The 12,324-nt window shown below is 61.1% G+C and carries 12 protein-coding genes; 6 read left to right on the top strand and 6 right to left on the bottom strand.

What is annotated here, in order from left to right; translation table 11 throughout:
• The first annotated feature begins 5 nt into the window (after window positions 1–5).
• The 5 genes from ccoS (at window position 6) to V6Z53_RS11420 (ending at window position 3,885) form a co-directional block, all read left to right on the top strand.
• Complete coding sequence (gene ccoS, locus V6Z53_RS11440) at window positions 6–224, top strand: cbb3-type cytochrome oxidase assembly protein CcoS (RefSeq protein ID WP_059404569.1); 219 nt, start codon at window positions 6–8, stop codon at window positions 222–224.
• Window positions 217–900 carry a sulfite exporter TauE/SafE family protein gene (locus V6Z53_RS11435; protein WP_338585604.1) on the top strand — a complete coding sequence of 228 codons (684 nt, stop codon included), beginning with the start codon at window positions 217–219 and terminating at the stop codon, window positions 898–900. Before ccoS ends, V6Z53_RS11435 begins: the two co-directional genes overlap by 8 nt.
• Before the next feature lie 145 nt (window positions 901–1,045).
• Window positions 1,046–2,428 carry an oxygen-independent coproporphyrinogen III oxidase gene (gene hemN, locus V6Z53_RS11430; protein WP_338586484.1) on the top strand — a complete coding sequence of 461 codons (1,383 nt, stop codon included), beginning with the start codon at window positions 1,046–1,048 and terminating at the stop codon, window positions 2,426–2,428.
• Between the two features lie 93 nt (window positions 2,429–2,521).
• Window positions 2,522–3,256 carry a fumarate/nitrate reduction transcriptional regulator Fnr gene (gene fnr / locus V6Z53_RS11425; protein ID WP_338585603.1) on the top strand — a complete coding sequence of 245 codons (735 nt, stop codon included), beginning with the start codon at window positions 2,522–2,524 and terminating at the stop codon, window positions 3,254–3,256.
• A gap of 80 nt (window positions 3,257–3,336) precedes the next feature.
• On the top strand, window positions 3,337–3,885 hold the full coding sequence (locus tag V6Z53_RS11420; RefSeq protein ID WP_338585602.1) for an adenine phosphoribosyltransferase: 549 nt from the start codon (window positions 3,337–3,339) through the stop codon (window positions 3,883–3,885).
• 94 nt (window positions 3,886–3,979) lie between these two features.
• Here V6Z53_RS11420 and V6Z53_RS11415 read toward each other — a convergent pair whose 3' ends face one another.
• The 5 genes from V6Z53_RS11415 to dnaX all read right to left on the bottom strand — a co-directional run bounded on the left by V6Z53_RS11415 (window position 3,980) and on the right by dnaX (window position 9,735).
• Window positions 3,980–5,128, bottom strand: a complete 1,149-nt coding sequence (locus V6Z53_RS11415; RefSeq protein ID WP_338585601.1) for an acyl-CoA dehydrogenase family protein — start codon at window positions 5,126–5,128, stop codon at window positions 3,980–3,982.
• A 163-nt stretch (window positions 5,129–5,291) separates the two neighbouring features.
• The gene (gene recR / locus V6Z53_RS11410) at window positions 5,292–5,894 is read right to left on the bottom strand and encodes a recombination mediator RecR (RefSeq protein WP_338585599.1); all 603 of its coding nucleotides are present in this window, start codon (window positions 5,892–5,894) and stop codon (window positions 5,292–5,294) included.
• A gap of 61 nt (window positions 5,895–5,955) precedes the next feature.
• Window positions 5,956–6,993 carry an NADP-dependent oxidoreductase gene (locus V6Z53_RS11405; protein ID WP_338585598.1) on the bottom strand — a complete coding sequence of 346 codons (1,038 nt, stop codon included), beginning with the start codon at window positions 6,991–6,993 and terminating at the stop codon, window positions 5,956–5,958.
• A 261-nt stretch (window positions 6,994–7,254) separates the two neighbouring features.
• Window positions 7,255–7,593, bottom strand: coding sequence for a YbaB/EbfC family nucleoid-associated protein (locus V6Z53_RS11400; protein ID WP_338585597.1), 339 nt, complete (start codon window positions 7,591–7,593; stop codon window positions 7,255–7,257).
• Between the two features lie 66 nt (window positions 7,594–7,659).
• Window positions 7,660–9,735, bottom strand: coding sequence for a DNA polymerase III subunit gamma/tau (gene dnaX, locus V6Z53_RS11395; RefSeq protein WP_338585596.1), 2,076 nt, complete (start codon window positions 9,733–9,735; stop codon window positions 7,660–7,662).
• A 134-nt stretch (window positions 9,736–9,869) separates the two neighbouring features.
• Here dnaX and V6Z53_RS11390 point away from each other — a divergent pair, with 134 nt between their 5' ends.
• Window positions 9,870–10,610 carry a transporter substrate-binding domain-containing protein gene (locus V6Z53_RS11390; RefSeq protein WP_338585595.1) on the top strand — a complete coding sequence of 247 codons (741 nt, stop codon included), beginning with the start codon at window positions 9,870–9,872 and terminating at the stop codon, window positions 10,608–10,610.
• On the opposite strand, the gene V6Z53_RS11385 is transcribed toward V6Z53_RS11390, so the two are convergent.
• Window positions 10,607–12,316 carry an EAL domain-containing protein gene (locus V6Z53_RS11385; protein ID WP_338585594.1) on the bottom strand — a complete coding sequence of 570 codons (1,710 nt, stop codon included), beginning with the start codon at window positions 12,314–12,316 and terminating at the stop codon, window positions 10,607–10,609. The genes V6Z53_RS11390 and V6Z53_RS11385 overlap by 4 nt on opposite strands.
• Between the last annotated feature and the right edge of the window lie 8 nt (window positions 12,317–12,324).

The raw sequence follows: 12,324 nt of genomic DNA, 5'->3' as shown, positions 1-12,324 counted from the left end.
TCCAGATGCCAGCTCTCTACGTGATGATCCCGGCCGCGCTGCTGATCGTGGCCATCGCCATCTACATCTTCTTCTGGGCGGTCGACAGCGGTCAGTACGACGACCTCGACGGCCCGGCCCACAGCATCCTGTTCGACGACCAGGACCCGAACCACACCGCAGCGGTCGACGAGGCCAGCGGCCATCCGGCCAAACCCGACGACAAGGCCCCGCCCCATGCTTGAATTGGCGCCTCTGTTGGTGTCTGCGTTGATTCTCGGTCTGCTCGGTGGCGGCCATTGCCTGGGCATGTGCGGCGGCCTGATGGGCGCGCTGACCCTGGCGATTCCCAAGGAACAGCGCAGCCGACGTTTTCGTCTTTTGCTGGCCTACAACCTCGGGCGAATCCTCAGCTATGCCACCGCCGGCCTGCTGATCGGCCTGGCCGGTTGGGCGGTGGCCAACAGCCCGGCGGCAATGTTCATGCGCGTACTCGCCGGGCTGTTGCTGATCGCGATGGGCCTGTACCTGGCCGGCTGGTGGAGCGGCCTGACGCGCATCGAAAGCCTCGGCCGCGGCCTGTGGCGGTATATTCAGCCGGTCGCCAACAAACTGCTGCCGGTCTCGAGCCTGCCTCGCGCACTGTTGCTGGGCGCGCTCTGGGGCTGGCTGCCGTGCGGTCTGGTTTACAGCACTCTGCTGTGGTCGGCCAGTCAGGGCAATGCGCTGGACAGCGCATTGCTGATGCTGGCGTTCGGTCTCGGCACCTGGCCGGTGTTGCTTGCCACCGGACTGGCGGCTGAACGGGTGACGGCGCTGCTGCGCAAACGCAGCGTGCGCATGACCGGTGGGTTGCTGGTGATGCTGTTTGGCATCTGGACGCTGCCGGGACCGCATCAGCATTGGCTTATGGGGCATTGATCTTCCCCTGTAGGAGCGAGCCTGCTCGCGATGAGGCCCGCACCGACAACACAAATCCCGACCGTTGATGCAAATCAAGATGCATCAACGCCGCCACCCCTAGACTGGCCGACACTGCCAGCCTATCCGGGGGAATGCCCGCATGATGCTCGACGCCATTCGTTGGGACACCGACCTGATCCGCCGTTATGACCTGGCGGGACCGCGCTACACCTCCTACCCGACCGCCGTGCAATTCCACGGTCAAATCGGCACCTTCGACCTGTTCCACGCCCTGCGCGACAGCCGCAAGGCGCAACGCCCGTTGTCGCTGTACGTGCACGTACCGTTCTGCGCGAACATTTGCTACTACTGCGCCTGCAACAAGGTCATCACCAAGGATCGTGGCCGGGCGTTGCCCTACTTGCAGCGCCTGGAGCAGGAAATCCAGTTGATCGCCTGCCACCTCGACCCTGCGCAAAAAGTCGAGCAACTGCACTTCGGCGGCGGCACGCCGACCTTTCTCAGCCATGACGAACTGCGTCAGTTGATGGCGCACCTGCGCAAACATTTCAACCTGCTCGACGATGACTCCGGTGACTATGGCATCGAGATCGATCCGCGCGAGGCTGACTGGTCGACCATGGGTCTGCTGCGCGAGCTGGGTTTCAATCGGGTCAGTATCGGCCTGCAAGACCTCGACCCGGCCGTGCAGCGTGCGGTCAATCGCCTGCAAAGCCTGGAGGAAACCCGCGCGGTAATCGATGCCGCGCGGACCCTGCAATTTCGCTCGATCAATATCGACCTGATCTACGGCTTGCCGAAGCAGACCCCTGAAAACTTCGCCCGCACCGTCGAGGAAGTCATCAGCCTGCAACCGGACCGGCTCTCGGTGTTCAACTACGCGCACCTGCCGGAACGCTTCATGCCGCAACGGCGGATCAACAGCAACGAGCTGCCGACGCCGGCGCAGAAACTGGAAATGCTCCAGCGCACCATCGAGCAACTGACCGCCGCCGGTTACCGCTACATCGGCATGGACCACTTTGCCCTGCCCGACGATGAACTGGCGATTGCCCAGGAAGAGTCGACCCTGCAACGCAATTTCCAGGGCTACACCACCCACGGCCATTGCGATTTGATCGGGCTCGGCGTTTCAGCGATCAGCCAGATCGGTGACTTGTACTGCCAGAACAGCAGCGACCTGAATCAATACCAGAACGCGCTGGCCTCTTCGCAACTGGCCACCAGCCGCGGCCTGCTGTGCAACGCCGATGACCGCTTGCGCCGTTCGGTGATTCAGCAATTGATCTGTAACTTCAGCTTGGAGTTCGCTGAGATCGAACAGGCCTTCAACATCGATTTTCAAGGCTATTTCGGCGAACTTTGGCCGCAGTTGCAGCGCATGGCCAAGGACGGCCTGATTGAGCTGGATCGCGACAAAATCATCGTGTTGCCTGCCGGCCGTTTGCTGGTGCGCTCGGTGTGCATGGTGTTTGATGCGTACCTGGAACAACACAGCCGCCAACGCTTTTCCCGGGTGATCTAGCGGCCTGCGACAAAAGCGCCGCGTACTGGCCTCAATGTCCTCCGCTGGGTTACCCTTACGTCTTATGTGTGTTTTCCCACAAGGATTGAAGAAATGTCCGAGCCAGTAAAATTGCGCTCTCATAACCAGGCCCATTGCAAGGATTGCAGCCTGGCCCCGCTGTGTTTGCCACTTTCGCTGAATCTGGAAGACATGGACGCGCTGGACGAGATCGTCAAACGTGGCCGCCCATTGAAAAAGGGCGAGTTTCTGTTCCGCCAGGGCGACACGTTCGACTCGGTTTACGCGGTACGCTCCGGCGCACTCAAGACCTTCAACCTGAGCGATGCCGGCGAAGAGCAGCTCACCGGTTTCCACCTGCCGAGCGAACTGGTCGGCCTGTCGGGCATGGACACCGAAAAGCATCCCGTGTCGGCGCAAGCGCTGGAAACCACCTCGGTGTGTGAAATTCCGTTCGAGCGCCTCGACGAACTGGCGCTGCAATTGCCGCAGTTGCGCCGTCAATTGATGCGCGTCATGAGCCGCGAGATCCGCGACGATCAACAGATGATGTTGCTGCTGTCGAAGAAAACCGCCGACGAGCGCATCGCCACCTTCCTGGTCAACCTGTCCGCGCGTTTCCGCGCCCGGGGTTTCTCGGCCAATCAGTTCCGCCTGAGCATGTCGCGCAACGAAATTGGCAACTACCTGGGCCTCGCGGTGGAAACCGTGTCGCGGGTGTTCACGCGCTTCCAGCAAAACGAACTGATCGCCGCCGAAGGCAAGGAAATCCACATCCTCGACCCGATCCAGCTCTGCGCGCTGGCAGGTGGCTCCCTGGAAAGCTGAAACAAGCTGTTGCGGCTGAGCGAAACGGTTCAGCCGCCGTTATAATGCGTCGTTTGCAGCCCTGCCAGGACACCACGACGATGGTCTTCGACTCCTTCGACATCAAATCCCTCATCCGCCCCGTGATCGACTTTCCCAAGCCGGGCGTGATCTTTCGCGACATCACCCCGCTGTTCCAGTCGCCCACCGCCCTGCGCCTGGTGATGGACAGCTTTGCCCACCGTTACGTCGAGGCCGATTTCACCCACATCGGCGCGATGGATGCCCGTGGCTTCCTGATCGGTTCAGTACTGGCTTATCAGCTGAACAAACCGCTGGTGCTGTTCCGCAAGCAAGGCAAACTGCCGGCCGATGTCCTCGCTGAAGGTTATGCGACCGAGTACGGCGAAGCCTTCCTCGAAGTGCACGCCGACAGCCTGTGCGAGGGCGATTCGGTGGTGATGTTCGATGACCTGATAGCCACTGGCGGCACGCTGATCGCGGCGGCGAACCTGATTCGTCGCATGGGTGCGAAGGTTCATGAAGCGGCGGCGATCATCGACCTGCCGGAGCTGGATGGTTCGCAGCGCCTGCAAGACATGGGCATTCCGACGTTCTGCCTGACGCAGTTTGCGTTGACCGATAAGTAAGCGGCGCCGTCTGAGCGGACGCCAATCGCGAGCAAGCTTTGCTCCTACAGATGATCACCGAATCCCGTAGGAGCAAAGCTTGCTCGCGATGGCGTCAAAGCCCCATCTGCTTGCTGATGATTTCATTCATCACTTCCCGCGTCCCACCGCCGATCGACAGAATCCGGTTATCCCGGTACAGCCGCTCCACCAGGCTTTCGCGCATATAACCCAAACCGCCCAGTATCTGCACTGCGTCGTTAACGATCCGATCCGCCGTGTCCGTGGCGAAATTCTTGGCCATGGAAATCTCCTTGATCACACTCTGCCCCCCCGCCATTTTCGCGGCTTGCCGGTAGGTGAACTCCCTTGAGACTTCCAGTGCCGTGGCCATCTCGGCGAGGCGATGCTTGATCACCTGGAACTTGCCGATCGGCTTGCCGAAGGCTTCACGCGCTCGCGCCCATTTCAGGCTTTCTTCCAGCGCCAGTTGCGCGGTCATGTTGGCCATCAGGGCCAATGCCAAACGCTCGCTCTGGAAGTTACCCATGATGCAGGCGAAGCCCATGTTCTCGGCGCCAATCAAATTGCCTGCGGGCACCCGGCAATCGTCGAAGAACAGTTCGGCGGTGTCCGACGCCCACCAGCCCATTTTCTTCAACTGCCGCCCCACGGTGAATCCGGGCGTGCCTTTCTCGATCAACAACAAGCTGACGCCGGCGAAACCCGGCTCGCCGGTGCGCACCGCGACGGTGTAGTAATCCGCACGGACGCCGCTGGTGATAAAGGTTTTACTGCCGCTGACCCGGTAAAAATCGCCGTCACGCACAGCGCGGGTTTGCAGGTTGGCGACGTCGGAACCGCCGCCAGGTTCGGTGATGGCCAGGGCGCTGATTTTCTCGCCGGACAGTACCTGCGGCACCACACGATCACGAACTTCAGGCCTGGCCCACTTGAGAATGGGCGGCAAGCCGATGTCCAGCGACCCAAGCCCCGCCACGAGACCACCGGAGCCACAACGCATCAACTCTTCACTGGCGGCGACCTTGGCGAACACGTCACCTTCATGGCTGCCACCGAGCGCTTCCGGATACCCGATGCCAAGAATTCCTGCCGCACCGGCCTTCAGATAGAGCTCACGGGGAAAGCTTTCGGCTTCTTCCCACTGGTCGATGTCCGGAAGTATCTCGCGCTCGACGAAACGTCTGACGCTGTCACGGACCAATTGGTGGCTGGGATCGAAGTATTCCTGAAAGGCAGGCATCGGCGAACTCCACTGAACGGTTCAGCGAAGTTAACCGAGCGCTTGCTTGGTATTCAACAGGATTGTGTGAATCAGATAGACCGTGTCGCCTGCATCGCGAGCAAGCTTTGCTCCTACAGGAACGCCGCACGACCGACGATGGCGTAAGCCCGAACGACACAAATTACAGTGCGATCGGCTTACGCCCGGCAAACGAATGCGCCAGCGTCCCGCCATCGACCAGCTCCAACTCACCGCCCAACGGCACACCATGGGCAATGCGCGAAGCGATCAAGCCTTTGCTGCTGAGCAACTGAGCGATGTAATGCGCCGTCGCTTCACCTTCCACGGTCGGGTTGGTGGCGAGGATGACTTCCGCGAACGTGCCGGCCTCTTCGATCCGCGCCATCAACTGAGGAATACCGATGGCCTCTGGCCCCAGTCCATCGAGCGGCGACAAGTGCCCCTTGAGTACGAAGTAGCGGCCACGGAAACCTGTCTGCTCCACGGCATAGACATCCATCGGCCCTTCCACCACACACAGCAAGGTGTCGTCACGGCGGTTATCGGCGCATTGCGGGCAGAGGTCATCTTCGGTCAGCGTGCGGCACAAACGGCAGTGACCGACCCCTTCCATGGCCTGGCTCAGGGCCAGCGCCAGTCGCGAGCCGCCGCTGCGATCACGTTCGAGCAACTGCAACGCCATGCGCTGGGCGGTTTTCTGACCCACGCCTGGCAAAACTCGCAGGGCATCGATCAGTTGGCGAATCAAAGGGCTGAAGCTCATGGGAAAAAGTCCGACAAAACAACGAGACGCGGTTTATACCCGCGCCTCTGTTTACCGTCAATTATTCAGCTGACGCGACCCGCACCACCAGTTTGCCGAAGTTGCGTCCTTCCAGCAGACCGATGAACGCTTGCGGCGCGTTCTCCAGGCCATCGACCACGTCTTCGCGGAATTTCACCTTGCCATCGCGCACCCACGGGGCCATGGCGCTGGCGAATTCCGGCTGACGGTCGCCGTAGTCGTCGAACACGATGAAGCCTTGAATCCGCACACGCTTGGTCAGCAGCGTGCGCTGCAATTGCGGCAGGCGATCGGGGCCGCTCGGCGCTTCGCTGGCGTTGTAGGAAGCAATCAGGCCACACAACGGAATCCGCGCCTTGGGATTGAGCAGCGGCACCACCGCGTCGAACACCTTGCCGCCGACGTTTTCGTAATAGATGTCGATGCCGTTTGGGCATGCCTGCGCCAGTTCATCGGCGAAACTCGAACTCTTGTGATCGATGCAGGCATCGAAGCCGAGCTCTTCAACGACATAGCGGCACTTGTCCGCGCCGCCCGCCACGCCAACCACGCGCAAGCCCTTGATCTTCGCCACTTGCCCGACCACCGAACCCACCGCTCCGGATGCCGCCGCGACCACCAGGGTTTCACCGGACTTCGGCTGACCGATGTCCATCAAACCCATGTAGGCGGTCATGCCCGGCATACCGAGTACACCCAAGGCCATCGACGGGCTCGGCAACCCGGACGGGACCGGCATGATGCTGCGACCGTCGTTGATGCTGTGGCTTTGCCACCCGGTGGCGCCCACCACCAGATCGCCTTCCTGAAACTTGGGATTGAGCGAACGCTCGACGCGACTGACAGCGCCACCGGTCATAACATCGCCGATTTCTACCGGAGCGGCGTAGGACGGTGCGTCGCTCATGCGTCCGCGCATGTAGGGGTCCAGCGACAGGTAAAGCGTCTTGAGCAACACTTGGCCATCAGTCAGGTCGGGCAATGCGACCCGCTCCAGGCGGAAATTCTCCGGCGTCGGCGCGCCCACCGGGCGTGAGACCAGGACGATACGTTGGTTGAGGGTCATGGGGTCGGACATGGCAGCGTCTCCTTTGATCAATGGGGTTGGTGATATAGGGAGCAGACCTTTGTGGCAATGGTGCGTTCGATGATTCGTCAGTTGGACCGAGGTGACATCATCGCCAGCAGGCTGGCTCCCACAGGGATCACCTCGATCCTGTGGGAGCCAGCCTGCTGGCGATGGCGCCCTGGCAGACACCACATATCTGTCGGCCAGAAACAAAAATGCCAAGCGCAATGCCTGGCATTTTTTGTAGCTCATCTGTCGCCCAAAGGCGAATCAGAACGGCAGTTTCATGCCCGGCGGCAGTTGCATGCCGGCAGTCATGTTGCCCATCTTGTCTTGGCTGTTGGCTTCGATCTTGCGCACGGCGTCGTTGACGGCGGCGGCAACGACGGCTTCGAGCATTTCCTTGTCGTCTTCGCTCAGGCCTTCGACCAGGCTAGGGTCGATGGTCACGCTCTTGACGTCATGACGACCGGTCATCACCACGGTGACCATATCGCCACCCGCGCGACCGGTGACTTCGGCATTGGCCAGCTCTTCCTGCATCTTGGCCATTTTTTCCTGCATCTGCTGTGCCTGCTTCATCAGGCCGGCCATGCCACCTTTCATCATGGGAATCACCTCAAAAGTACTTGGATTAAACGGCGCCCGGCCCTTCCGGCCGAACGCCTTCAGTTATTAGCCCTGACTGACCAGGGCTTCGACAGGTTCAATAGTATCGTTACGGATCACCGCACCGAACTGCTGCATCATTTGCTGGATGAACGGATCACCGTGGATCGACTCCTCGGCCTCGCGCTGACGGTCGGCACGCCGGCGGGACGCCGCCTGGGCCGGGGTTTCCTGCTCGGGCTTGATCAGCTCCATGGTCAGGGTCAGGGTCCGTCCGTGATACTGGTTCAACGCATCGTTGAGACGACGCTGCTGAGTCGCGTTGAACAAGGCGCTGTGGGCCGGGTCCAGGTGCAACAGCCAATTGTCGCCATCCACGGCAATCAATGTGCAGTTGGCGGCGATGCTACCGGTCATGCCGGAGATCGGCAGCTTCGGGAACAGCTCCAGCCATTGCAGGGCCAGACCGGTGGCCGGCGCAGCGGCAGGCTCGGGTTCCGGCTCAGGCGCCGGCTCGGCTGTGTGTTCGCTGGCCAGTTCATCGAGGTAGCTGTAGGCCGAATCCATGTCCGGCTCGATGTAGTCTTCGTCCAGCGGCGGCTCGTCGTCCAGGTCCATACCCGGTGTGGCGGCATCGACTTCGGCCACGGACGGTTCCGGGATCGGCGCGGCGGCCCACTCCGGTGCGTCCGGCACCACGCTGTCCGGCGTAGGCAACGGCATCGGCGGCAACTCGGGTTGTTCGCTGGTGGTTTCCAGCACCGGCTCCACCGCAGGCTGCTGAACAGGCGCAGGCTCGACCGGATCGTTCCACGGCAGGTCGACCACTTCTTCGACCACGGCCGCTTCGACCACCGGCTCGGGCACAACCACCGGTGCTACCGGTTCAGGCGCGGACACAGGCTCGGGAGCCACAACAGGCGCAACAGGCATCGGTGCAACCGCCGCAGCGACCACCGGCGCAACGACCGGCGTGGCAGCCACTGATTTGGCGGAATCAACCGTGGCCTGGCTGATCCCCACTGGCTTTAGCGGTTGCCTCGGGGCATCCGCCGTATCGGCGGGCCGGAACGCGAGCATCCGCAGCAGCACCATTTCGAACCCGCCACGGGGGTCCGGCGCCAGCGGCAAGTCGCGGCGGCCGATCAGGCCCATCTGGTAGTAGAACTGCACGTCTTCGGCCGGCAACGCCTGGGCCAATGCCAGCACCCGGTCACGGTCGCCGTGACCGTTGTCGACACCTTCCGGCAAAGCCTGGGCGATGGCGACACGGTGCAGCACGTTGAGAATTTCCGAGAGCACGCCGCTCCAGTCCGGGCCTTGCTCGGCCAGATGACGGACAGCTTCGAGCAACGCCTTGGCGTCGCCTTCGATCAATGCATGCAGAACGTCATAGACCTGCCCGTGATCGAGGGTGCCGAGCATCGCCCGCACATCGGCAGCCATGACCTTGCCTTCACCGAAGGCAATCGCCTGATCGGTCAGGCTCATGGCATCACGCATCGAGCCATCGGCGGCGCGGCCCAGCAACCACAGCGCATCGTCTTCGAACGGCACGTTCTCGACGCCCAGCACGTGGGTCAAATGCTCGACCACACGCTCCGGCGTCATGTTCTTCAGGGAGAACTGCAAGCACCGCGAGAGAATCGTTGCAGGAAGTTTCTGCGGATCAGTGGTGGCAAGGATGAACTTGACGTAGGGTGGCGGCTCTTCAAGGGTTTTCAGCAGCGCATTGAAGGAATGGCTGGAGAGCATGTGCACTTCGTCGATCAGGTAGACCTTGAAGCGCCCACGGCTCGGGGCGTATTGCACGTTGTCGAGCAGCTCGCGGGTGTCTTCGACTTTAGTGCGGCTCGCGGCGTCGATCTCGATCAGGTCGACGAAACGGCCCTCATCGATCTCACGGCACACCGAGCACTCGCCACAGGGCGAAGAAGTGATACCCGTTTCACAGTTCAGGCATTTGGCGATAATTCGCGCGATGGTGGTCTTGCCGACCCCGCGCGTACCGGTGAACAGGTAGGCGTGGTGCAGCCGCTGGCTGTCCAAGGCATTGATCAGAGCCTTGAGCACATGGGTCTGGCCGACCATTTCGCGGAACGAGCGCGGACGCCATTTACGTGCAAGAACCTGATAACTCATCGAAAACCATCGCAACGGTAGAAGCAGAAGCGGCTAATGCTAGCGGAGCAAGGCCAAAATTGCATCCGGTGCGCTCGTCTAATCTGGCTAAGCTGCATTTCGGGGGCTTTTTGTTTCAAAGAAGCGGAGCGTTTATGCGGCTGGCCTTGGGGGCACTGCTGTTGATCAGCCTGAACGGCGCCGCTGCTGAAGCGCCGTTGCGCTTCGTGGTGCCCGACAGTTGGGCGATGCCGATGGTGCAGTTTGAACGCGGCCGGCCAACCCAGGGCATTCTGTATGACGTGATGCTCAGCCTCGCGACGCAGGTCGGCGTACCTGCGCAGTTTCACGTGTTGCCACGGGGCCGGGTGCAAAGCGCCATGGAACACGGCGAGGTCGATGTTCGCTGTTATGCCGCGCAATCATGGCTACCGAATCAGTCCGGCGATTACATCTGGAGTATCCCGCTCTGGACCCAGCCCGACTTGCTTGTCAGCCGCCCCGCGCCCCAAACCTCAGTGGTTCCGGCAAGCCTGCCCCGACAGTCCATCGGCACTGTACTCGGCTACAGCTACCCGACCCTGGAACCGTTGTTCGACGCCAATCAACTGCTGCGCGACGACGCTCGCAATCAGGAACAGGTGCTGGAAAAACTTCACGCCGGGCGCAATCGCTATGCGGTCAGCAACCAATGGTCACTGGACTGGTTCAACCAGCGCCTGATGCCGGAACACCAATTGCTGAGCGTTGCGGTGCTGCAGGAGCAAAGCGTCGGTTGCTATGTGCGCAACGACCCAAAAGTGCCGGTGCAACGGATATTGCGGACGTTGGTGCGCATGAAAATGTCCGGGGAAATCGATGACATCATTCGGTTGTACATCGGCGGCAAACCTTAACCCGCGGTCTTCAGCAAATCCGGCGCCTGCCATTGCGGCGGAGTGACAAACGCTGCCACCCAACCCGGTACATCCGTGGACGGCATCGGTCGAGCGATGAAATACCCTTGGGCCACGTCGCAGCCCAGACGCAGCAACAACTCTCCGTGTTCCACGCTTTCCAGTCCCTCGGCAATCACCTGACGACCAAACGCCCGGGCCAGGCCAATGATCGCGGTGGTCAGGGCCAGGTCGTCGCTGTCATGCAGAATGTCGCGTACAAAGGTTTTATCGATCTTGATGGTTTGCGTGCGCAGACGCTTGAGGTAGCTCAGGGACGAGTAACCCGTGCCGAAATCCCCCAAGGAAAACTGTACGCCCAGCGCTTGGCAGGCCTGCAAGCAGTCACTGACGTGCTGGATATTCTCGATGGCGACCGACTCGACGATTTCCAGGTCCAGCCGCTGCGGTGCGACTTGGGCATGCCGCGCCAACACGTTTTTGAGCCGGTCGACAAAGTCTGCCCGCTGAAAATGCCGGGCCGCGATGTTGACGCTCACCGGCCAGTCATGCCCGGCTTGCCGCCACTGGTCGAGCTGCGCAAGCACCTGATCCATCACCCATTCACCGATATCGATGATCAGGTCGGTTTCTTCGACCAGCGGCAAAAACTCCCGCGCCGGGACGATGCCGTTTTGCGGATGTTCCCACCGCAGCAACGCCTCGAAACCGACAACTTCACCACGACGCATGTCGACCTTGGGCTGGAAATGCAGACGCAATTCGCCACATGCCAAGGCCCGACGCACCTGCTCGACGGTCTGGTGCGTGGCTTTGACCTCTCGATCCCGGGAGACATCGAACAGATGAAAGCGCTTGCGGCCGCTCTGCTTGGCCACGTACATCGCCTGATCGGCGTGGCGCAACAGGGTTTCGGCATCTTCGTTGTCATGGGGAAACAACGTGACGCCGATACTGGCGAACACATGGATGTCCTTGCCATTGAGCGAGTACGGCGCCGAGATTGCCCCCAACACCCGATTCAGCGCCGCGCGCAATTCCGGCAGGTCGCGAACATATCGCAGCACCAGCACGAACTCGTCACCGGCCAGCCGCGCCACCACATCCTCGCCGCGCACGATGCCGCGCAATCGTTTGGCAACTTCGACCAGCAAAAGATCACCGCTGGCATGCCCATAACCATCGTTGACGGCCTTGAAACCGTCGAGGTCGAGCATGCACACCGCCAGCGGGATGTTCTCAAGACGCGAGAACTCCAGCGCCTGATCGAGCAAGTCCGAGAGAAACGCACGATTGGGCAGCCCGGTCAGCACGTCATGCCCCACTCGCCATTGCAGGGAGTGCAGCAGTTGACGCTTTTCGCTGATATCGAAGCGAATGGACAAGTAACGCTCCACTCGCCCGGTGACTTCATCGAGGATCGGCACCATGGTGCTTTCGACCCAATACAGGCTGCCATCTTTGGCGCGATTGCAGATTTCGCCCTTCCAGACATTGCCCAGGGCGATGCTGCGCCACATCCCGGCGAAAAACTCGGCGGAGTGCATGCCGGAATTGAGCAATCGATGATTTTGCCCGAGCAGCTCCTCACGGCTGTAGCCGGAAACTGCACAGAATTGGTCGTTGACGTGGGTAATCCGGCCGGTCAGATCGGTCTCGGAAAAAATGGCGGCGGCATCCACGGCCCTGCGGTACTTCTCATCCATGAGTCAGA

The sequence above is a fragment of the Pseudomonas sp. MAG733B genome (assembly GCF_036884845.1).
GTDB lineage: Bacteria > Pseudomonadota > Gammaproteobacteria > Pseudomonadales > Pseudomonadaceae > Aquipseudomonas.
This window is presented reverse-complemented; position numbering and strand designations above follow the sequence as displayed.

What these genes read in the sequence shown, in the direction of transcription:
- ccoS (WP_059404569.1), top strand. Translation starts at nt 6, where the DNA reads ATGCCAGCTCTCTACGTGATGATCCCGGCCGCGCTGCTGATCGTGGCC.
- V6Z53_RS11435 (WP_338585604.1), top strand. Translation starts at nt 217, where the DNA reads ATGCTTGAATTGGCGCCTCTGTTGGTGTCTGCGTTGATTCTCGGTCTG.
- hemN (WP_338586484.1), top strand. Translation starts at nt 1,046, where the DNA reads ATGCTCGACGCCATTCGTTGGGACACCGACCTGATCCGCCGTTATGAC.
- fnr (WP_338585603.1), top strand. Translation starts at nt 2,522, where the DNA reads ATGTCCGAGCCAGTAAAATTGCGCTCTCATAACCAGGCCCATTGCAAG.
- V6Z53_RS11420 (WP_338585602.1), top strand. Translation starts at nt 3,337, where the DNA reads ATGGTCTTCGACTCCTTCGACATCAAATCCCTCATCCGCCCCGTGATC.
- V6Z53_RS11415 (WP_338585601.1), bottom strand. Translation starts at nt 5,128, where the DNA reads ATGCCTGCCTTTCAGGAATACTTCGATCCCAGCCACCAATTGGTCCGT.
- recR (WP_338585599.1), bottom strand. Translation starts at nt 5,894, where the DNA reads ATGAGCTTCAGCCCTTTGATTCGCCAACTGATCGATGCCCTGCGAGTT.
- V6Z53_RS11405 (WP_338585598.1), bottom strand. Translation starts at nt 6,993, where the DNA reads ATGTCCGACCCCATGACCCTCAACCAACGTATCGTCCTGGTCTCACGC.
- V6Z53_RS11400 (WP_338585597.1), bottom strand. Translation starts at nt 7,593, where the DNA reads ATGATGAAAGGTGGCATGGCCGGCCTGATGAAGCAGGCACAGCAGATG.
- dnaX (WP_338585596.1), bottom strand. Translation starts at nt 9,735, where the DNA reads ATGAGTTATCAGGTTCTTGCACGTAAATGGCGTCCGCGCTCGTTCCGC.
- V6Z53_RS11390 (WP_338585595.1), top strand. Translation starts at nt 9,870, where the DNA reads ATGCGGCTGGCCTTGGGGGCACTGCTGTTGATCAGCCTGAACGGCGCC.
- V6Z53_RS11385 (WP_338585594.1), bottom strand. Translation starts at nt 12,316, where the DNA reads ATGGATGAGAAGTACCGCAGGGCCGTGGATGCCGCCGCCATTTTTTCC.